This window comes from Bacillus sp. OV166 (assembly GCF_900177675.1).
GTDB lineage: Bacteria > Bacillota > Bacilli > Bacillales > Cytobacillaceae > Neobacillus.
The window spans coordinates 3,614,527-3,636,095 of sequence record NZ_FXWM01000001.1; the positions used below are offsets into that span (position 1 = coordinate 3,614,527).

Annotated in this window: 22 protein-coding genes; 13 read left to right on the forward strand and 9 right to left on the reverse strand. The window is 37.6% G+C overall.

The window, feature by feature from the left end; all coding sequences use genetic code 11:
- Nucleotides 1–20: 20 nt before the first annotated feature.
- Nucleotides 21–1,379, reverse strand: coding sequence for an arsenic transporter (locus tag CCK98_RS17560; RefSeq protein WP_088087742.1), 1,359 nt, complete (start codon nucleotides 1,377–1,379; stop codon nucleotides 21–23).
- 223 nt (nucleotides 1,380–1,602) lie between these two features.
- Nucleotides 1,603–2,976: a hypothetical protein gene (locus tag CCK98_RS35480; protein WP_179195845.1), complete on the reverse strand. Its 1,374-nt coding sequence runs from the start codon at nucleotides 2,974–2,976 to the stop codon at nucleotides 1,603–1,605.
- A gap of 309 nt (nucleotides 2,977–3,285) precedes the next feature.
- On the opposite strand from CCK98_RS35480, the gene CCK98_RS17570 reads away from it, so the two are divergent.
- The 4 genes from CCK98_RS17570 (at nucleotide 3,286) to CCK98_RS17585 (ending at nucleotide 7,553) form a co-directional block, all read left to right on the forward strand.
- Nucleotides 3,286–4,356 carry a CotH kinase family protein gene (locus CCK98_RS17570; RefSeq protein ID WP_088087743.1) on the forward strand — a complete coding sequence of 357 codons (1,071 nt, stop codon included), beginning with the start codon at nucleotides 3,286–3,288 and terminating at the stop codon, nucleotides 4,354–4,356.
- Between the two features lie 154 nt (nucleotides 4,357–4,510).
- On the forward strand, nucleotides 4,511–5,128 hold the full coding sequence (locus CCK98_RS35485; protein ID WP_088087744.1) for a hypothetical protein: 618 nt from the start codon (nucleotides 4,511–4,513) through the stop codon (nucleotides 5,126–5,128).
- Between the two features lie 72 nt (nucleotides 5,129–5,200).
- Entirely contained in the window at nucleotides 5,201–6,691 is a 1,491-nt protein-coding gene (locus tag CCK98_RS17580; RefSeq protein WP_088087745.1) for a hypothetical protein, read from the forward strand.
- 184 nt (nucleotides 6,692–6,875) lie between these two features.
- On the forward strand, nucleotides 6,876–7,553 hold the full coding sequence (locus CCK98_RS17585; protein ID WP_088087746.1) for a DUF2642 domain-containing protein: 678 nt from the start codon (nucleotides 6,876–6,878) through the stop codon (nucleotides 7,551–7,553).
- Between the two features lie 84 nt (nucleotides 7,554–7,637).
- Here CCK98_RS17585 and CCK98_RS17590 read toward each other — a convergent pair whose 3' ends face one another.
- On the reverse strand, nucleotides 7,638–8,279 hold the full coding sequence (locus CCK98_RS17590; RefSeq protein WP_088087747.1) for a phosphatase PAP2 family protein: 642 nt from the start codon (nucleotides 8,277–8,279) through the stop codon (nucleotides 7,638–7,640).
- Nucleotides 8,280–8,624: 345 nt separating this feature from the next.
- Between CCK98_RS17590 and CCK98_RS17595 the strand changes: the two genes are divergently transcribed.
- Together CCK98_RS17595 and CCK98_RS17600 are read left to right on the forward strand one after the other, a co-directional pair.
- A complete protein-coding gene (locus CCK98_RS17595; RefSeq protein ID WP_088087748.1) occupies nucleotides 8,625–9,017 on the forward strand; it encodes a thiol-disulfide oxidoreductase DCC family protein in 393 nt (130 codons plus the stop codon).
- A gap of 122 nt (nucleotides 9,018–9,139) precedes the next feature.
- Nucleotides 9,140–10,330: a M14 family metallopeptidase gene (locus tag CCK98_RS17600; protein ID WP_088087749.1), complete on the forward strand. Its 1,191-nt coding sequence runs from the start codon at nucleotides 9,140–9,142 to the stop codon at nucleotides 10,328–10,330.
- Between the two features lie 45 nt (nucleotides 10,331–10,375).
- On the opposite strand, the gene CCK98_RS17605 is transcribed toward CCK98_RS17600, so the two are convergent.
- On the reverse strand, nucleotides 10,376–10,786 hold the full coding sequence (locus CCK98_RS17605) for a VOC family protein (RefSeq protein WP_088087750.1): 411 nt from the start codon (nucleotides 10,784–10,786) through the stop codon (nucleotides 10,376–10,378).
- Between the two features lie 75 nt (nucleotides 10,787–10,861).
- Nucleotides 10,862–11,434, reverse strand: coding sequence for an N-acetyltransferase (locus CCK98_RS17610; protein WP_179195847.1), 573 nt, complete (start codon nucleotides 11,432–11,434; stop codon nucleotides 10,862–10,864).
- Between the two features lie 418 nt (nucleotides 11,435–11,852).
- Between CCK98_RS17610 and treP the strand changes: the two genes are divergently transcribed.
- The 5 genes from treP to CCK98_RS17635 all read left to right on the forward strand — a co-directional run bounded on the left by treP (nucleotide 11,853) and on the right by CCK98_RS17635 (nucleotide 17,421).
- Complete coding sequence (gene treP / locus CCK98_RS17615) at nucleotides 11,853–13,277, forward strand: PTS system trehalose-specific EIIBC component (RefSeq protein WP_088087752.1); 1,425 nt, start codon at nucleotides 11,853–11,855, stop codon at nucleotides 13,275–13,277.
- Between the two features lie 85 nt (nucleotides 13,278–13,362).
- The gene (treC, locus tag CCK98_RS17620) at nucleotides 13,363–15,030 is read left to right on the forward strand and encodes an alpha,alpha-phosphotrehalase (protein ID WP_088087753.1); all 1,668 of its coding nucleotides are present in this window, start codon (nucleotides 13,363–13,365) and stop codon (nucleotides 15,028–15,030) included.
- Nucleotides 15,031–15,044: 14 nt separating this feature from the next.
- Entirely contained in the window at nucleotides 15,045–15,758 is a 714-nt protein-coding gene (treR, locus tag CCK98_RS17625; RefSeq protein WP_088087754.1) for a trehalose operon repressor, read from the forward strand.
- Between the two features lie 138 nt (nucleotides 15,759–15,896).
- Nucleotides 15,897–16,574, forward strand: coding sequence for an SOS response-associated peptidase (locus tag CCK98_RS17630; protein WP_088087755.1), 678 nt, complete (start codon nucleotides 15,897–15,899; stop codon nucleotides 16,572–16,574).
- 229 nt (nucleotides 16,575–16,803) lie between these two features.
- Nucleotides 16,804–17,421 carry an RraA family protein gene (locus CCK98_RS17635; protein ID WP_088087756.1) on the forward strand — a complete coding sequence of 206 codons (618 nt, stop codon included), beginning with the start codon at nucleotides 16,804–16,806 and terminating at the stop codon, nucleotides 17,419–17,421.
- 48 nt (nucleotides 17,422–17,469) lie between these two features.
- Here CCK98_RS17635 and CCK98_RS17640 read toward each other — a convergent pair whose 3' ends face one another.
- On the reverse strand, nucleotides 17,470–17,694 hold the full coding sequence (locus CCK98_RS17640) for a hypothetical protein (protein WP_088087757.1): 225 nt from the start codon (nucleotides 17,692–17,694) through the stop codon (nucleotides 17,470–17,472).
- Nucleotides 17,695–17,902: 208 nt separating this feature from the next.
- On the opposite strand from CCK98_RS17640, the gene CCK98_RS17645 reads away from it, so the two are divergent.
- Nucleotides 17,903–18,943: a potassium channel family protein gene (locus tag CCK98_RS17645; RefSeq protein ID WP_179195848.1), complete on the forward strand. Its 1,041-nt coding sequence runs from the start codon at nucleotides 17,903–17,905 to the stop codon at nucleotides 18,941–18,943.
- 44 nt (nucleotides 18,944–18,987) lie between these two features.
- Here the strand turns inward: CCK98_RS17645 and CCK98_RS17650 are convergent, their stop codons facing one another.
- Complete coding sequence (locus CCK98_RS17650; protein ID WP_088087759.1) at nucleotides 18,988–19,425, reverse strand: GNAT family N-acetyltransferase; 438 nt, start codon at nucleotides 19,423–19,425, stop codon at nucleotides 18,988–18,990.
- Between the two features lie 175 nt (nucleotides 19,426–19,600).
- On the opposite strand from CCK98_RS17650, the gene yyaC reads away from it, so the two are divergent.
- Complete coding sequence (gene yyaC, locus CCK98_RS17655; RefSeq protein WP_088087760.1) at nucleotides 19,601–20,200, forward strand: spore protease YyaC; 600 nt, start codon at nucleotides 19,601–19,603, stop codon at nucleotides 20,198–20,200.
- Between the two features lie 127 nt (nucleotides 20,201–20,327).
- On the opposite strand, the gene CCK98_RS17660 is transcribed toward yyaC, so the two are convergent.
- Nucleotides 20,328–20,675, reverse strand: a complete 348-nt coding sequence (locus tag CCK98_RS17660; RefSeq protein ID WP_088087761.1) for a cytochrome c — start codon at nucleotides 20,673–20,675, stop codon at nucleotides 20,328–20,330.
- A 262-nt stretch (nucleotides 20,676–20,937) separates the two neighbouring features.
- A complete protein-coding gene (locus tag CCK98_RS17665) occupies nucleotides 20,938–21,330 on the reverse strand; it encodes an SET domain-containing protein (RefSeq protein ID WP_142292176.1) in 393 nt (130 codons plus the stop codon).
- Nucleotides 21,331–21,569: the final 239 nt, after the last annotated feature.

Genomic DNA, 21,569 nt, shown 5'->3' on the forward strand with positions numbered 1-21,569 from the left:
GTCCTTTTTATCATTTATTATCAAGCTGCAAATACGAGTAATAGCCATAAATACAAGCTAATTAGCGTGAAAATTAGTGTTAGAGGTATGACAACAATGGTCACTTTAATATATTCCATCCAAGTTATTTTAATCTTATTAGTCTTTAAAATATGCATCCAAAGTAGTGTTGCAAGAGTTCCGATTGGGAGGATCAGCGACCCAATATCACTGCCAATGATGTTTGATAAGTAAACGGTTTTCGTTAATAAGGGTTCTAGTCCCATATCCGTCAAGGCTAAGGTTGAAATCATTAAGGCTGGATGGTTGTTAAAGATATTTGAAAGAAATGCTGTTATGACACCCATGGTTAAACTAGCATGAATCAGACTATCATTAACGATTGGTTTTAGATAGCTTATAAGAAGATTCGATAATCCAATATTGTGTAAACCATAGATGATGACATACATACTAAAGGCGAATATTAAGATATGCCACGGAATTTTGCCGACTACATCTTTTGGATTTACCTTTAAGTGAATCCATCTCCATATAAGTAAGATAACCGAACCACACACAGCTACCAACGAGACTGAGATGCCAATAAAGGATGCGACGAAAAGACTAATCCGTACAAGGAATACAAAGATGAGCATATTGAGCATGAGTTTCTTTTGTTGATTGAATAAAGTTTCAGAGCCTTGTTGTAAGGGATGATATGGACGGTTTTTATGCAGTGGAATGGAGTAGGAATGGAAGCGGATTTCTTTCGGAATATCTTTCTTAAAAACTAGGAATAATAGATAGGATAAAAATAGTAATCCCAGAACCCCAGGAACAAACATCATTTCCGTTTGGAGATACAAATCCATTCCTATTATTTTCAAGGCTATTAGATTAACGATGTTACTAACACCTATTGGAGCACTTGAAGCAGTCGCGATTAACGCACCGCTTAAGAGAAACGGTATCTTTTGCCTGTTTTTTAATTTTAAATTATTTAAAATTAAGATCAGAATTGGTGTAGTAATTAAGATACTTCCATCGTTATTAAAAAATAGTGTCATTAAAAAGCAGAGTATCAAGGTATTCCAAAATAAGCGAATTCCTGACCCTTTTGATATTTTTAACATTAAAGCAGCGGTCCAGCTAAAAAAACCAAAGCTTTCAAGTACGATAGCCATAACGATTGTGGCGATAATGGTAATTGCTGCCCCTGTAACCTTTGAACTTATGTCAACTAAATCCCCAATCGAAACGCTTCCACTTACAAAAACAATAATGGCGCCTATTGCTGCTGGGATTGCTTCGTTCATATTTTTTGGACGGATAAAGATCAGGACCATTGTTAGAATAAAAGCAAGGATGGTAATGATTACCGTCGATTGATGATACATATAAATTAATTTACTCCCTTCACATAAGTTTCCTTCATTATTTTCCGTTTATTTCCTTCTTGTCCTTTGCTTTATATTACGTCCCAATGTGAAGGCTTGTTCTAAACGAATGTCTCGTCTTTTCATAAATCAGCATGTAACTAGAAGTATTTTCAAAAATCCTCCTAGATTTTTACCTATATTTTTATATATAGACGAATGCCACACATGCATCTTAATAGGTTTATGTAACAAGAAATGAACAAAAAAACCGATACTTTTGAAAGTATCGGTTGCTACTGTTAGTGTTTTTTTCCTTTTGGACCTTTTTTACCATGGCTACCGTGGCTTCCGCTACTACCGCTGCTTCCTTTGCTGCCTGAGCTTCCGCTGCCTGAGCTGCCACTGCTACCGTGACTTCCACTGCCTGAGCTGCCTGAGCTACCGTGACTGCCTGAGCTTCCTGAGCTGCCTGAGCTACCTGAGCTGCCTGAGCTGCCTGAGCTGCCTGAGCTTCCTGAGCTGCCTGAGCTGCCTGAGCTGCCTGAGCTGCCTGAGCTGCCCGAACTACCTGAGCTGCCTGAGCTGCCTGAGCTTCCTGAGCTGCCCGAGCTGCCTGAGCTGCCTGAGCTGCCTGAGCTACCTGAGCTGCCACTGCCTTTGCTGCCACTGCTACCGCTACCTGAGCTACCGTGACTTCCTGAGCTACCCGAGCTACCTGAGCTACCTGAGCTACCTGAGCTGCCTGAGCTGCCACTACCGCTGCTTCCCTTGCTACCTTTTGGACCTTTCTTACCTTTTGGACCTTTTGGTTTTTTGCCGCTTCCGTGACTGCCGCTGCCTTTGCTGCCTGAGCTGCCTGAGCTACCTGAGCTGCCTGAGCTACCTGAGCTGCCTGAGCTGCCTGAGCTGCCTGAGCTGCCTGAGCTGCCTGAGCTGCCTGAGCTGCCTGAGCTACCTGAGCTGCCTTTGCTACCTGAGCTGCCTTTGCTGCCTTTGCTGCCTTTGCTGCCTTTGCTGCCTGAGCTGCCTGAGCTGCCTGAGCTGCCTGAGCTACCTGAGCTGCCTTTGCTACCTGAGCTGCCTTTGCTGCCTTTGCTGCCTGAGCTGCCTGAGCTGCCTGAGCTGCCTGAGCTGCCTGAGCTGCCTGAGCTGCCTGAGCTGCCTGAGCTGCCTGAGCTGCCTGAGCTGCCTGAGCTGCCTGAGCTGCCTGAGCTGCCTGAGCTGCCTGAGCTGCCTGAGCTGCCTGAGCTGCCTGAGCTACCTGAGCTACCTGAGCTGCCTGAGCTGCCTGAGCTGCCTGAGCTGCCTGAGCTTCCACTGCTACCCTTGCTACCTTTAGGGCGTTTATGTCCTTTAGGGCCTTTTGGTTTTTTTCTGCTACCAGAGCTACCGCTGCTTCCGCTACCAGAGCTACCGCTGCCACTTTTGCCTGAGCTACCGCTTCCGCTTTTGCCAGAGCTACCGCTGCCACTTTTGCCAGAGCTACCGCTTCCGCTTTTGCCAGAGCTACCGCTGCCACTTTTGCCTGAGCTACCGCTGCCACTTTTGCCTGAGCTGCCACTGCTGCTTTTGCCAGAGCTACCGCTGCTGCTTTTGCTGCTACCACTTTTACCACTGCCAGTAGATCCTGAACTGTCTGAACTTGACTTATTGTTACCTCCTTTTTTACCAACAGGATTATTATCTAGAAACCCAACTACACCATTTTCTTTAGCTTGTGAAAGTAATTGTTCAATATCAAGCTTTAGTACCATTATTCCACCACTTTCTTAACAAATTTTTCTTTTCTATTTCAATTTATGATGATTTTATCCATTTGACATAGACAATCATATATTTTTAAACCATATTTTTTAGAGTTTCTATACACAACCACCCAAGAGAATGCATATATCTAAAAAAAATGTTATTTAGGAGAATTCAAGTGTTAAAATATGAAATTTTAATTAATCCGAAGTGGTTAAAAAAATTGGATAAAGACATTTGGAATGATGAATTAGTACCTGCAGTATTAAAGATAGGAGAAGATCGTTTTAATATAAAAATTTCCTATCGAGGAAATGTAATAAGGGATAAGAAAAAAAAATCTTATCGAATTGTTTTTCAAAATCCTTACAAGGTCAATGGTGCACATGAAATTCATCTTAATGCGGAATTTTCAGATGTATCATTAAGTAGAAACAAATTATCGCTGGATTTTTTTGATCGAATTGGAGTCATATCTCCCCACTCCCGGCATGTTCTGCTGAATATCAATGGATATAGTAAGGGCATCTATTTAGAGATTGAATCTTTTGATCAATATCTTCTTGAAAAAAGAAAATTGCCAGATGGCGCAATTATTTATGCAACCAATAATCGAGCCAATTTCTCGTTAATAACCAAGAAAAAGGAGATAAAAAAACGTTTAGACCAGGGATATACATTAAAATATGGTGATAAAGAAGATATCCTTGATTTAAAAAACTTTATCGCGATGATTAATGCCCTAAACAATCAAGATTTTGAAAAAGAAATCCCACATGTATTGGATGTCGAGAAATATTTCAGATGGGTCGCTGGAGCTGTTTGTGTCCAAAATTATGACGGGTTTATCCATAATTATGCATTATATAAAAATGGTAAAACCGGACTATATGAAATTACTCCTTGGGATTATGATGGGACATGGGGTAGAAACCTCCATGGCAGAAAACTTGATTATGATTATGTACCATTAACAGGATTTAACACACTTTCAGCAAGACTTTTCCACTTTAAACACTTTAGAAAACAATATAAAGAAATACTTTCAAGTATTTTGGAAAATGACTTTACTCTGGATGTCCAAAAACCAATTATTAATGAATTATTTAATTATTTAAAACCACACATGAGTCTAGATCCCTTTATTAGTTCAAACCCAGCAACATTAGAACAAGAAAAAAAGGTTTATTTTAATTTTATTAAAAAAAGAAGCTCTTACCTTAAAGAAGAACTAGCATTATTCGTATAGATAAACAGTATATGAATCTAATCATATACTTTTTTTTTTGCCTATTTTTACCCAAAACAGTAAAAAAAGGCTCCTTTATTAGTACAACATCATCCCGTGATACATATAGATGCAGTGTAAATGTTTATTTAATTTAAAGGAGGATAATTCTTTTATGGATAGAGAAATGATGGAACAATTTGTTGGCAAAATAATTAAAGTTGACCGGGGTGGTCCAGAATCAAGAAGTGGAAAATTACTGGCAGTATTTGATGACTTCTTTGCCATCTTAACCGAACACGATGGAGTCGTATATTATAAGACAAATCATGTCAGAAGTATCACAGAAAGTTCAAAAGATGATATGAAGTTTGGATTGAAGGTCCCCAATAAATTTGATATTAATACGGCCGAAAACTTTGTGAAGCTTTTAAGAAAAATAAGATTTCAATGGGTGAAAATTAATCGTGGCGGTCCTGAATCATTTGAAGGCGTACTAAGCGATGTAAACAAACATTTTGCTTCACTGATTGTTAAAGAAGAAGTTGTCCGTGTCTCGATGAAACATATTCGAAACATAAGCTACGGACTGAAAGTTGATAATTCTCAAAAAAATGATTCCAATGGATCTAATGGTAATGACAACGACAACAAGAACGACAATAAAGACGATGATAACAAGAACAACAGTAATAAGGACAACAGTAATAAGAACAACAGTAACAAGAACAACAGTAACAAGAACAACAGTAACAAGAACAACAGTAACAACAAAAAGAACAACGATAACTAAGATGACGAATAAAAATATTGTCGCTTCTCCCTCTAGAGGAGCGACCTATTATCTCTTTAAGGAGGATTAAAGATGGGGATAGATAAATTTTCAGCTGCATTGGGTTTATTAAAAGGCTTTAGTGTAAATCTCTATGTGGGTGAAGACGTATTTAATGGAAAACTAATCGGTGTTGAGGCAGACCATGTAGTGCTGGAAACTGATAATAAATACGTTTTTTATTATAATATTGATAAAATTCAAGCAATCACAAAAAACACAAGAGAGTTTCAACCTGAGAAAACAAATGCAACGTTTCAAAAAACACAAAGTTTAATAGATTTACTCCATTCCTTTCAGCATACTTGGATAACGATATTGACTATCAACAAACAAAGATTTACCGGTGTTTTAAGCGAAATTGATACAGACTTTGCTACTTTAATTAACGGTGATGAACGAATCTTAATTAAATTAACACATGTGTCCAACATCCTCAAAGGGATTATTAAAGAAGAGGCTGTAAAGACATCTTCATCAAACGAAAATGAAAAAGGTAATAAAGATTCTGATAATAAAAACGAATCAAAGGATCAATCATCGTCTTCCGGTGATAAAAAGAGCTCAAAGAATCATTCATCTTCTTCCGGTGATAAAAAGAGCTCAAAGAATCATTCATCTTCTTCCGGTGATAAAAAGAGCTCAAAGAATCATTCATCGTCTTCCGGTGATAAAAAGAGCTCAAAGAATCATTCATCGTCTTCCGGTGATAAAATGAGCTCAAAGAATCATTCATCGTCTTCCGGTGATAAAAAGAGCTCAAAGAATCATTCATCGTCTTCCGGTGATAAAATGAGCTCAAAGAATCATTCATCGTCTTCCGGTGATAAAGAGTGCTCAAAGAATCATTCATCGTCTTCCGGTGATAAAATGAGCTCAAAGAATCATTCATCGTCTTCCGGTGATAAAGAGTGCTCAAAGAATCATTCATCGTCTTCCGGTGATAAAGAGGATTCCAAAAAGAAGAAACAAAAAAATTCGAATAGTAAAGAAAATTCTGCTAAGAAAAAAGAAGAGCCCGTTAAAGAAGAAGTGATTGAACCTAATAATACAATGGTTTGGTCACAACCAATAAAAATTGAGTCAACAATGGTTCAAACCAAGGATGAAGTCGTTTCTAATATCTTTAAGGTTAAGAAATCACAAACAGACGAAAATGACTCATTCAAAAATTCCACTGAAATGAAACCAGTAAAAGAAGCAGTTTCTATTCAAAAAACAGATAATCAGCCAGCTCCACCTTATAAATTACAACAGATTGAAACAAAATCAACAAAAACACAAGAAGAAGCAGCGAATGTAGTTAAATCAGCAACTACACAAAACCAAGCAAATAAGAAATCAGAAAATAATAAACCAAATGATATGAATACTAATATCAACAATCAGAATGTATGGACACAAAAGGAGAAAGAGCAAAAAGTTCTTCGTTATTCAGGTGAACCAGTTAATCCTGACAGCAAAATAGCTTTCCCGTTTTCCGGATGGCCAAACAGAAACAATCGAACATCAAGATTGAATTAATGAAATCTCATCGTAATAGTGAAAATATATATAAGTCCATTCCTTCATATTGCCCCTGTTAAAATCCCCAAAAACCATACAAATATGAGTTGGGCAGTTCTAGTGAGTAAATTTATAAAAGGCAATTAATCTATTCAGCCCTCTCTATTTGTAAATGGGATTACCTAGGAAAGGATGTGAATTCATGAAGTTGAAAGATAATATCGGAAAATTTATCCAATTGGAGATTTCGGGAAAGAAATTCATTAGGGGAATATTAATTGATGTCGGCAGCGATTTATGGGTTGTTTTCAATGGTTATGACTACCTTTACATCCCTGCTATTCATTGCCAAAATTGGCGATATTTAAAACAAGATGAAATTAAAGAATTTGATGAAATTACCCTTAATGACGAACCAACACCTATTTATAATAATAACGAAGAAATTTCACTAAGAAAAACTCTGACAGCTGCTAAAGGTATTTTTACAGAAATATATGTAACAAGCAATCAAGCAGTACATGGTTATATCATAAGTATTATGAATAATTATTTTGTTTTCTACTCGCCAATATACAAAACCATGTTTATATCTCTTAACCATTTAAAATGGCTAATTCCATACACAAATAATCAACGTCCATACGGTCTAAGCAACGCAAATCTGCCAGTAAATCCGAGCAATATCACCTTTGCCAGATCGTTTGAGGTTCAAATTGAAAAACTAACTGGAGAATTGATCGTCTTTAATATCGGAGAGAATGAAAATGTTATCGGAAAGGTAAAAGGGATTAAGGATAATTTTGTGGAATTAATCGGTGCAAAAGAAGATCCAGTCTTTATTAATCTTCAACATATTAAAACAATCCATTTGACTTAACTGGTTTATTTTTTCTATAGCTTATTTGTAAACAAGCTTTTAAAACAAAAAAACAGAGTGTCTAAAGACACTCTTTTTATAAAACTATTTTTCTTTTACATAAGCTGTTTCCGTTTTTCGAGTAAATGACAATAATTCAAACGCAATTCCGTATAGGAAAGTAACAAGGAACATCGAACCAATCATATCAAATATGACATGCTGTTTAACAAATAGGGTTGAAATGATAATCAAAGTCCCGACAACATGGATACAAACATTGTTAATTAGATGTTTGTTTTTAATATGAAGTGAAGCAAGCATGATAACAAATGTGGTAAGTACATGGATACTCGGAAAACAATTAAACGGACGATCATTTGCATAGATCCACAAAACAAGATGATTAAAGATATTATTACCTTCAATAGTTGGTCTTGGGACTGTGGTTTGAAAAAAGAAATAAATAACAAAACAAATCAGTTCTGCTGCAACAATTAAAATTAACGTTTTAAGGTATACTTTTGTGTCCTTAAAACAAAAGTAGATTAAATAACAAAAAATATAAGCATACCAAAGGATATATGGAATGATAAAGACCGACAAAAACGGGATCGCTTGGTCAATTGACGTACTAATATCTACAGCTCTATGTGAACGGGAATTTAATAATTCATAAATTTTGGCTAGAAGAGGAATCACAAGCAAAAATAGTAAATAGGGAGCTTTTTTTATTAAACTTTTCAATCATATTCCTCCCTTAATATATATAAAAACCTAATTTTCTAGTTTACTATACAGAAATAGTCGAACACACTCCATGGTACCACAAATACGGTAAAAATAAACGAAATTTCCATACATCTCTCAAATTTTTTTGGAGTCCTTTTTTAGTTCCACTACATTGGTGTCATCTTTGTTGTGATCTTTGTTGTCATCTTTGGTGTCAGGCACCATTCGTGGACACTTCTAATAATTTGTCCGTCTCCAATGGACAATTTTTGAATTTCCAAGTGCTTACAAAAGTGTCCCAGGATGAAATTATGCTAAACTAAATTACAACACAAACTTAGTTGTGAAGGTGGTGGAATGGTGGATCGGATTATCTTGTTTGATGGGGTTTGCAATCTGTGTAACAACAGTGTGAAATTTATAATAAAAAGAGACACCTCGGGCTATTTTAAATTTGCCTCACTCCAAGGTGAGACTGGCCAAAGATTATTAAAAAAGCATAGCTTAAACTATGACCTCAATAGTTTCGTCCTAATTGAAAAGGAAAAGGTCTATATAAAATCAAGTGCTGCTCTTCGTGTTTGCAGTCAATTAGGCGGGACTTGGCGCATATTATCGATCTTCCGCTTCCTCCCTCCACTTTTCAGGGATTTCCTTTACGACATAGTTGCAAAGAATCGTTATAAATGGTTTGGAAAAGAAGAAAGTTGTATCCTCCCTTTGCCAAAATGGAAGCAGAGATTTTTGGACTAAGGGTGAATTGTTTAATACATCGGTAACTGGTAAATGGTTGCAGACACTCTAATTCTAACTAATATTTTATTCCCTATAGCATAGATATTATTAATACTATTTTTTACTGCAGGAGGGTATATATGGAGGTTGTGGTTAGAAAAGGAGATTCATTATGGCATTACAGCCAGATGTTTCATATAAATTTGCAGCTAATAAATGATTCGAATAGGAATGTCGATCATAATAATCTTTCTGAAGGCAAACGTGTACGAATACCAGGCTTTACTGCCCAGGATTATCAGATTCGCCCTGGCGATACCTTATGGAGTATTGGTCAACGCAGATCTCTTCCCCTAGAGGCTATTACTTTGGTTAATCCCAACCTGGATGAAAAAAATTTAAATGTAGGTCAAACCATTAAGGTTCCAACTAGGATCACTTGGAGATTAGTGGATAGTGGCCAAAGTTATGATTACATCAAATTGATGAATGATATCAAGAGATTATTAGACGTTTATCCGTTTATGCAGATACCTGTGATTGGTAAGACTGTTCTTGGGAAAAAAATCCCAGAGATCGTCATCGGAACGGGTGAAAAAAGAGTTCATTATAATGGATCATTTCATGCCAATGAATGGATAACCACATCAATCATCATGACCTTTTTAAATGATTATTTATTAGCCCTGACAAATCATAATCTGATCCGCGGATTACCCATGTTCCCACTTTACCAACAAAGCATTTTATCTATTGTCCCAATGGTAAATCCAGATGGAGTAGACCTCGTTCTACATGGCCCCCCAGAAATCGAAAATTGGAATAAAAGAGTGGTTGATTTCAATAAGGGCAGTACAGATTTTACGGACTGGAAAGCTAATATTCGAGGGGTTGACCTAAATGACCAATTCCCGGCTAGATGGGAATTAGAAAAGGCAAGGAATCAGACTGAGCCTGGACCAAGAGATTTTGTGGGAGAAAAACCTTTATCGGAGCCTGAAGCAATGGCAATGGCAAAACTAATAAAAAAACGAGATTTTGTAAGAGTTCTAGCCTTTCATACACAAGGTGAGGTCATCTACTGGGGTTTTGAAAATCTTGAACCTCCTGAATCAGAGGACATTGTGAAAGAATTTAGCCGAGTAAGTGGTTACGAGCCTATCAAAACGATCGAGAGCTATGCCGGTTGCAAGGATTGGTTTATTCAAGATTGGAAGCGACCAGGATTTACGATTGAACTCGGCCGAGGAATAAATCCACTTCCATTGTCACAATTTGATGAGATCTATCAAAAATCACTGGGAATTTTCTTGGCGGGGCTTTATATGTAAAAAAGGAGGCCGAAAAACTCCTGCCTCCTTTCCCTCTAGATAATATTAGGCTTTTGTATAATTAAGATCCCAAATCACACCAAAGGCATCTTTTACCTTCGCATATTTTGCTCCCCAAAAAGTATCTTGCAGCTCCATATAAACCGTTCCTTTTTGACTAAGAGTATCATATATCTCACGGATTTCATCTTCGCTTTCAAATTCCAGTGTTAATGAAATATTACTCCCTACTACGACAGAATTCCCCGGAAACGCGTCTGAGGCCATTAGGAAAAGATCATCCTTTTTAAATTGAGCATGGATTACACGATCATGCGCCTCTGGCGGTGTCGGATAGTCTGCCTCACCAAAAGTTTGAAGATTTGATATTTCACCGCCGAATACTTCACGGTAGTACTCTAATGCCTCTTTTGCATTTCCATCGAACATTAAGTATGGTGTCGCTGGACCCTTCATTTATAACACTCCCTTTTGATTAACATCAATATTAATTACTACACTTACCGCAACAAGACCTGCTATTCCTAAAAATTAATTTTTATTTCCTCCGACTTCTGATCCCTGATAAGATGCCTTATGAAACTTTTCAATTAACTTAAACAGTTCCTCACCCTTTTCAGGCAAGTTGGTGTCAGGCACCATGTTCAAAAACATAGCTCGGTAAGATTCGGGCACCCATTTGTAATCATGTATGTAATCAGTTAAGGTAAAACCGCACTTTTTCCAAAAATGATTCCTTGAAAGTGTCTCTGGCGTTTCTTCGGATTCAACTTCAATCACCAAATTTTTCATATTTCCTTTGGTCATTGACCATTCTTGAATATACTTCATCATTTTCATGCCTATCCCACGATGCTGCCATTTGTGGTGGACAGCCAAATAATCAATTAGTAGTGCCTGCGTTCCTTCCAACTTTCCGGTCAATGCCATCGCCACTATTTGACCTTCTTCAACTCCAATATGTAGGAAACAAAGCTGTTTCTGAAACATATTCAGAATGATCTCCTCCGGCTTCGCTCCTTTGCCATCGAAAGCTTGATGGTAAATAGGACTCACCTGTTTCCAAAGTTTTTCATCCCATTGATTTATTGTTTGAAATTCCAAGGCAGTTTGCCTCCTACATTTTTCTTTTATTACCAAAATACCCAGTAAGGAAGATTTTTATAAAAAAAAGGACCTTTGAAATAAAATCAAAGGTCCAAATGAGAACTTGGTGGTCTAGGCCAAGTCCTTAATTAGGAGGTCTAAACTCAGAAGAATTTAAACATCTTTATATTACCATTTTCAAAATTTTCTTTCAATCATTATTACTTTAAAGTGTAAAAGTTTTTGCAATTTTAAAAAACAAAAATTTTCCTAGTTGACATACATGTATATACAAGTTAAAATGAAATCGTAATCATAACTTGTATATACAAGCAACGATCGTTTATGAAAACGTACCCATTGACTGTATATAGAGTGATAAAAAAATAGAGGATAGAAAATGGGGACATACCCATTCAAACAGGGGGAAAGACAAATGACGAAGTACACAGATCCTTCAAATGATCTATTAAAACACATTGGCGGTAAAGAAAACATTGCAGCCGTTACCCATTGTGTTACAAGAATGCGGTTCGTTTTAAACGATCCAAGCAAAGCGGATATTAAAGAAATCGAGTCCATTAAGCTGGTAAAAGGTACATTTACCCAAGCCGGACAATTCCAAGTCATCATTGGGAATGAAGTATCTAGCTTTTATAATGAATTTGTAAAAATTGCTGGTGTGGATGGAACTTCTAAAGAAGAAGCAAAAGAAGCAGCCAAACAGAATATGAACTGGCTGCAACGAATGATGGCCCACCTAGCCGAAATCTTTACCCCATTAATTCCTGCACTAGTTGTCGGAGGTTTAATCCTCGGCTTTAGAAACATCATCGGTGATATCAAATTACTTGAGAATGGAACAAAGTCCATCATCGAGGTTTCACAGTTCTGGGCAGGTGTTCATTCCTTCCTATGGTTGATTGGTGAAGCAGTATTCCACTTCCTTCCAGTCGGAATTACCTGGTCGGTTACGAAAAAAATGGGCGGTTCACAAATCCTAGGTATCGTCCTTGGTATTACCCTCGTGTCTCCGCAATTGCTTAATGCCTATGGTGTAGCAGGTGCAAAGGATATTCCTGTCTGGGATTTCGGTTTTGCAAAAATTGAAATGATTGGTTACCAAGCACAAGTAATTCCTGCCATTTTAGCTGGATTAGTGCTTGCTTTCTTAGAAACTAGATTACGTAAAATTGTTCCAAATTCCATTTCGATGATTGTCGTTCCATTCTTAGCGTTAATTCCTACTGTTTTAATCGCTCATACTGTTTTAGGCCCTATCGGCTGGAGCATCGGTTCTGGAATTTCTCATGTAGTGTATTCAAGCTTAACTTCTGCATTTGGCTGGGTATTTGCGGCAATCTTCGGGTTCGCATATGCACCACTTGTTATTACAGGGTTGCACCACATGACGAATGCGATTGACTTACAATTAATGAGTGAACTTGGCGGAACAAACCTATGGCCAATGATTGCACTATCTAATATTGCCCAAGGTTCAGCTGTACTTGCGATGATCTTTATCAATCGTAAAAATGAAGAAGAAAAACAAGTATCGATTCCAGCAGCCATCTCTTGTTACCTTGGAGTAACAGAGCCAGCAATGTTCGGGATTAACTTAAAGTATGGCTTCCCTTTCCTTGCTGCGATGATTGGTTCCATGATTGCAGGCGTTGTCTCCGTTGGTAGCCACGTTATGGCTAACTCAATCGGTGTCGGTGGTCTTCCAGGCTTCCTTTCCATCCAAGGTCAGCACATGACGATGTTTGCCATTTCAATGGTTGTAGCCATTGTCGTTCCATTCCTACTAACAATTGTTTTTGCTAAAACACGCATGAATAAATTTACTTTTAAAAAATAAAAGCTAATTCACATATTTAGGAGGGAGACATGCTCCCTCCTTTTCTCCATTAAATTACTTAAATTAAATAGGCAGGTGTTTTGAAATGTCAGTTGCATGGTGGAAAAAAGCAGTCGTCTATCAAATCTATCCAAAAAGCTTTAATGATACGACTGGAAATGGAACCGGAGATATCCAAGGCATTATTGAAAAATTAGACTATCTAAAAGATCTCGGGGTAGAAGTCCTTTGGCTTACTCCCATCTATAAATCTCCTCAAAGAGATAATGGTTATGACATCAGCGATTACTATACCATTCATGAAGATTATGGAACGATGGAAGACTTTGACCAGTTGTTAGCAGAGGCCCACAAACGAGGCTTAAAAATCATTATGGATATTGTCATTAATCACACATCCACTGAGCATGAATGGTTTAAACAAGCACGGTCCTCTCGAGATAATCCTTACCGTGACTTCTACATCTGGAAGGACGGCAAGGACGGTGAGACGCCGACAAACTGGGAATCTAAATTTGGTGGTTCGGCATGGGAATATGATGAGACAACTGAACAGTATTACTTACATTTATTCGATGTGACCCAAGCAGATTTAAACTGGGAAAATGAAAAGGTCCGGGCAGCCCTATACGAAATGATGCACTTTTGGTTAAAAAAAGGTGTCGACGGCTTCCGCCTCGATGTCATCAATCTAATTTCCAAAGACCAAAGTTTTCCACAGGATGACAGTGACGGTCGTAAATTCTATACCGATGGACCAAGAATCCATGAATTTTTACATGAAGTTAACGAACAAGTTTTTTCAAAATACGATATTATGACGGTCGGTGAAATGTCATCCACATCGGTTGATAACTGCATTAAATACACGAACCCAACTCAAGAAGAATTAAACATGACATTTAGCTTCCATCATTTAAAAGTCGACTATCCCAATGGTGATAAATGGACTAAAGCGGACTTTGATTTTCATTCCTTAAAACAGATTTTATCTAATTGGCAGGTTGGAATGAATCATGGCGGCGGCTGGAATGCCCTCTTCTGGTGTAATCATGACCAGCCACGAGTCGTGTCCCGTTTCGGCGATGATCAAAAATATCATAAGGAATCGGCTAAAATGCTGGCCACCGCCCTTCATATGCTTCAGGGGACTCCTTATATTTATCAGGGCGAAGAATTTGGGATGACCAATCCAAACTTCAACTCGATCGATGAATATCGAGATGTTGAGTCCTTAAATATTTTTAACATCAAGAAAAAGGAAGGCACGGACGAGCAGGCGATTATTGACATCTTAAAACAAAAATCCCGTGACAATTCAAGAACGCCAGTCCAATGGAATGCAAATGAAAACGCAGGCTTCACAAGCGGGACTCCTTGGATTCAAACGGCAAGTAATTTCCAGGAAATCAATGCGGAACAGGCACTTAAAGATTCAGACTCTATCTTTTTCCACTATCAAAAACTTATACAATTACGAAAAAGGTATGATGTGATTACAGATGGAAAATATCTCCCTATTTCTAATGAAGATGATGCTATATTTGCATATGTTAGAACAAGTGGTTCTGAAAAATTACTAGTAATCAACAATTTTTACGGTAAAGAGAAAGCCTTCGTTCTCCCAGCTGATTTACATCTTGATGAGTATGATAGTGAGATGTTACTCTCTAATTATGAGGATTCGACACCAATTGGCCCGGAAATCTCCTTGCGGCCATACGAGTCGGTTGTGTATTACCTGAAAAGATGAACGGAGATGTCATAATGACGAACAAGTACCTAACAATTTACAACATTATTGTCGAGCAAATAAAAAGTGGAGAAATTCCGCCACAAACCCTTCTTCCCTCTGAGAACGAATTAAAAGATCAATTCGATACATCGAGAGAAACGATTAGAAAGGCGTTAAATTTGCTTTCGCAAAATGGCTATATCCAAAAAGTTAGAGGAAAAGGTTCGATAGTGATCGACATCAGCAAATTTGATTTTCCTGTTTCGGGGCTGGTTAGTTTTAAAGAACTGGCAAATAAAATGGGCAGTAAACCAAAAACGATTGTGAACGAGCTCTCGTTAATCAAGCCCGATGGCTTTGTCAGGCAGCAGCTTCAGCTGGGAAGTAAGGACCTGGTATGGAAGGTAGTTCGTACAAGGGAAATGGGCGGAGAGAAAATCATTTTAGATAAAGATTTTTTATCTAAAAAGCATGTTCCTTCGCTAACAGAAGAAATTTGTGCGGATTCCATTTACCAATATATTGAAAATCAATTAAACCTGACCATTAGTTTTGCCAAAAAAGAAATTGTCGTTGAAGAACCTTCATTCGAGGATCGCTCCCTATTAGACCTTGAAGGCTTTCACAATGTAGTCGTCATAAAAAACTATGTTTATTTAGATGATGCCACCCTCTTTCAATTTACGGAATCAAGGCATCGGCCTGATAAATTTCGGTTTGTAGATTTTGCTCGCAGATCCCATTGATTTCACAAGGAGACCTCCAATCCAATTTCGGGGGTCTCCTTTTTTTACTTCACGACATATTTAGAGTTTCGTATAAAAAGGATTTTGTCCATTATGTTTGTTACAATAGATGTAACCAAATCGTGAGGTGAAAATTGTATGTGCGGCCGATTCACGTTAACAGCTACGTTCGAGGAAATCATTGATCGTTTCGATATTATTACTTTTCTTGAGGAAGAAAATTATGCTCCAAGTTATAATATTGCTCCATCTCAGGCCGTACTTGCCGTGATTAACGACGGCAAGTCAAATCGGATGGGATTTTTAAAATGGGGCTTAGTTCCGCCCTGGGCAAAGGATGCATCCATTGGCCATAAGATGATTAATGCCCGAGCAGAAACATTATCGGAAAAGCCGAGCTTCCGAACTGCCTTTAAAAAGAAGCGTTGTCTAGTCATCGCCGATAGTTTTTATGAATGGAAACGACATGAGGATAAAAGCAAAACCCCGATGCGAATTAAACTAAAGTCCGATAATCTGTTTGCCATGGCAGGCATATGGGAGGCTTGGAAATCACCTGAAGGAAAAACGCTCTATACTTGTTCCGTGATTACAACCGAACCCAATGAACTAATGAAAGATATTCATGATCGGATGCCCGTTATTTTGAAGCCAGACGATGAAAAAACATGGCTGGATCCATCCATCTCCGATACCAATGATTTAAGTAAACTACTTATCCCCTTTGATGAAAACTTAATGGAGACTTACGAAGTTTCTTCCTTAGTAAACTCACCGAGAAATAACAACGTTGAGCTTATTCAAAAAATTTGTTAGTCCTTTTTAAAAAAATAGGCTTAAATTTTTAAAAATATTTTTTCCATATGGACATGTTTACTACATGCATGTCCAAGGTTCTACATATCATGTATTAACCCATAAAAGTTTTCCTTCTTTAGAAAGTGGTAATCGGCCACTTTCTTTTTTTTATGGATAAAAATGGGCAAAGGCCAGCAAACCGCGCTATAATGGCGGTAAAGAGATAAAAAATGAGAGGAGAATTCTCATGGACCAACTGGTAAAAAAATTTCTGGACCTTCCCACAACTTGTATATCCGACGCTATGGATGGCTTAAATAACCTCCACCCTGCGATTAAACCTCTAAAAGAGGAATATAAGCTTGCTGGAAGAGCATTAACAGTGAAGATTCCTGTCGGTGATAATCTTGCCGTCCTAAAGGCCATCCGCACGTCAAAACCAGGGGATATTTTAGTTATTGATGCTAAAGGAGATCCATATCGTGCCATTGCTGGTGATTTTGTGGTTGGCATGGCTCAAACACTTGGAATCGGTGGAATCGTAGTTGATGGAGTTATTCGTGATATTGTTGGAATCAAGGGCTTGAACTTCCCTGTCTTCTCGAGGGGCACTACCGTTGCAGCAAGTGGTAAGGCCGGAGTTGGAGAGATTAATATCCCGATTTCATGCGGCGGAATGACAGTACATCCAGGCGATATCGTTGTTGGGGACGCGGACGGCGTCGTAGTCATTCCACAAATGGTTGAACAAGCTGTATTGGAAAAGTCCCTCGAAAAATTAAAAAACGATCAGATTAGAGAAGAACGTATAGCTGGTAATCGTGAGGCAGTTATGAAACATTTAGATGAACTCATTAATAGGTAAAAGACTAACTAACCCCTTTTCCATGCGGAACTGGGGTTAGCTATTATCTTATTCGCTCCCTTTCGAGTCCCACCATTCCCGAACCTCAAAAATGCCGATGACTTCATTTTTAGCTTTTTCAAAAACCTCTACCGTTTCGTTAGTGGAATAAGAGAAAATATAGTGGGTGGATGTTTCGCCTATTATTCGAAAGGAACTGATTTCCCCATCTTTCATTTCAACCATATAAACTTTTCCGCTCATATCTTCATTTTCTGCTACTAAATTTCTCATGACTCACCAACTCCTTACATTACTTTATTCTCAGATTAGCAGATTAAATGCTTCAAAAAATAAAAAATAACGAAATTTTGAGCCATTTCCTAGTTTAAAGGAACTACTATCTCTGGAGTGGGGTGACCACTGAGTTTCTATAGCATTAATCTACAAATATTGGGAAATATAAGCTATATTTACGTGCAAGAGATAAGGATGGATGCTCATGGGGATGAAGATTAAAAACATGCTCTATCATTTAATAAAGCTTCGGGACAAAATTTTTATACCATTTGTCTTTTTTTACATATTAATGGCGGCATATGGGATTTATTTGATTGAGCCGAAAACATTTAAAACATATATAACTGCGGTTTATTGGGTTCTTACCACACTGGCAACCGTTGGATTTGGAGACTATGCACCAGTTACTCATCCTGGGAAAGTATATACAATTTTCCTCTATATCACCGGAATCGGACTTGTCAGTCTAGTAATTGGAAAAGTCATAAATTCGATATATTTAATGGATAAACTGAAAGATGGAGGAAAAATGAAATTTACTGGTAAAAATCATATCATTTTGATCGGCTGGAGTGCGAAATCGAAATTAGCGATTGAAGAAATATTAAAATCTGATAAGAAAATTGAAATTGTTATCATTGATTTATTAGAAAAAGCTCCATTAATGGAGCAACGGCTATATTATGTTCGCGGAGATGCTACAGATGAAGAAACACTGTATAATGCAAATTTAGCGATGGCAAAGGGCGTTATCATTTTTGCAGACCAAATAACACAGAACAATTATGCAACCACAGATCCAGTACTAGTCGATGGAAAAACACTATTAATTGCAACCGCAATCACCTCCATAGAAGAAAAATTACATAAATCCATCCACGTCACTGCCGAGGTAATTAACCAAAAGCATATCCGGTTATTTGAGCATGTGAATGTCGATGAGTTTATTCCTACCCAAGAAATGATATCCCATGCAGCAGTGCGATCTTTATTTTCACACGGTGTGACCCATATGTATTCTGAATTAATGAGCAGCCAATATCGGGAAACAATGTATGAAATTCCTACACGACCAGAATGGAAGACGTATCGTGATGCCTTTGAAGATCTTCTTAACAAGGGGGCTACATTGGTGGCGGATCGCGGTGATCTCCAGATAAATCAAAAACTTGACACGATAATTCCAGAAGAAGCACAACTTTTTGTTATATGTGATAAAGAGACCATTTCTCAACTGAATTAGCTTAACCGCACAAAAACAGGATGCCATGGCTAGCATCCTGTTTTTTAAATCGAATAATAATAAAAATAGTTTGATTCCCTTTCAAAACCAACTTTTTCATAAAGTCGTTGGGCCTTACTATTTTCCTTACCTGTCTCAAGCAATATCCCTTTTGCTCCTGTTTCCTTTACAAACTGAATCGCGTTATGTATTAATTTCTCCCCTGCTCCTCTGCCACGGAATTGTTCTTTTACATACAAATCATTTAATACCCATGATCGCACCATGCTAACAGAAGAAAAAGATGGATATAACTGAACAAAACCAATGGGATGTTCCCCATCAACAGCCATTAACACAACGGATTCGTCATTCATTATTCTTGCTTTTAAAAACTCTCGTGCTCCCTCCAAGTCGGACGTTTGCTCATAAAATACCCGATATAAATCAAACAATACCGTCAACGATTCGAGATCATTAATAGTTGCTTTTTGGATAATCAATTTTTATTTCCTCCTAGTTAAGAACAGTTTACTAATCTATGAGATTGAGTGAAATTCACAATATTACAGAAGGATTATCTTAAGTAAATGCAGAATATTAAAACATTAATATTGAACACGATATTTGGTCGTTTGTTCAACTCTGTAGAATAATTTTGCTTGGGGGTAATTAGACATGAACACTTCTTTAGACGTAAGGCACGCTTTGTCTGAAAGAATTATTCCTTTCAATCATAGGCTAGCACCACTATTCATTCGAGACAGCTTACATTCTCTCATTCCGGAAGGCACAGAACATATTTACGTAATAGGGATTGGTTCAAATGTCATAAGTGGTGACAGTCTAGGTCCATTTGTTGGTACCTTACTACATAATCTATACCCCAAACACTTAACAGTATTCGGAAACCTTGAATCTCCCTTAGATGCACAAACACTTATCCCACAGGTTTCTCGGCTTACTTTGCCCCAAAATAGTTTTGTCATTGCCATTGATAGTGTTCTAGGGTATGAAAGAATCGTTAACACTATTGTTGTTCGAGACGGTTCATTGTTGCCTGGGGAAGGGTTAGGAAAAAAACTTCCTCCGATGGGAGATTGCAGCATTATGGGGGTTGTACAAGATAATGATCCGCGATTGGAATGCTCTCTCCTTTCCACGAATCTGCATCTTATTTTCACTATGGCAACAAATATTGCCAAAGGGATATCACTAGCTGTGAGGCAATATTACAAATATCCTTCGCTCCATCCAATTTTGCATAATTGCTGGTAATGGATGAGGTCGATTTATGTACTATACTTATAGTATCAGATATTTCTATTAATTGAAACGAACCACTTCAAGAGAGAATGAAAAAATGGCCCGGAGATTCCTCCGGACTATTATCTTCCTTCATTTACTATTCCTTTTGATCCCATAAATAATTGACAACGGCATCATATTGTTCTTTTGATAATGAACCTGGAGCGGACTTAGGCATCTTCTTTTCTACAAAACTATAAAGATCCTCTTTCTTTTGAAAATCGGCATGAATTTTCGTTGAATCCAGTTTTACTTGACCGCCAGTAATATCACCAGAACTATGGCAGGTAATACAGCTTTTTTGAAAGATGTCATCCCCTGCAACCGTGCTAGCGGTTTCACTTGCTGGTTTACTAGACGGTTCATTTGATGTGTCATCATCATTACAGGCACTCAATAAACCAATCATTAAAATAAATAATCCCAAACCAAAAATCCTTTTCAAGCTTCCACCCCTTTTTTGGTTTCCTCGGAATGCTTCATATTGGAAATAGAGGCCTACTGGCAATCTCACAGGTAAAAATAAACATGCCCTATGACATCTTATTTCTAAAGTCCTATGATTATTCCTTCATAAATACTATGGTTAAGTTACTTAATTTTCTATTTTGATTCCACTGTATGACTTTTTTGACCGAGTGATTTTTTTTGCAAAGAAAAAAGGACAGATAAAGCAGATAACCTGCCCTTATCTATCCTTTTTTCATTTATTCACTTTCGGATTCATCTTTATTAAACCAAAGTGGATCATTATTATCCTCTTCACCATTATAGTTAATAAGGATTTCTTCCCCTGCTTTGATATCCTTGTACGCGTAAAAATCAAACGTGTGATTCGGGAAGTTAATTTCATATGTAGCATTGGGCTCATATGAATGGTTAAACAACATCCCGTATCCTAAAAGAAGTGCGGTGTGGTTAATCCCATATTCAAATGCATAATCAGCAAGCAGTGTTTTCTCTATATGAACATGCTCCTCATTAGGATAAGGAATAACGGGTGCTTCATGGATCAGCTCACCTTTTGCAATATCACGAGTCGCAAATACCCCTCTATTTAATTCCCCATCACTAAGCTTCGAAGTCTTAATCTCAATCATCTTAATCACCTATTTGTACTTTCCATTAAAGTTTTTAATCATAATATAGCTTGCCATTATCTACAGAAGAAAGCAAATGTTTTTTCTTTCCACACATTTTTCGCTGGTGCCTGACACCAAGACAGATAAAACTACAATCATCAAAAAACTGTCAAAAGATATTCTTCACAGCTTTAGGTGAATAAGTCATTTTTTTGAAGAGGAAAACATAAAATAAGAATATATGTTCGCAACAGGAG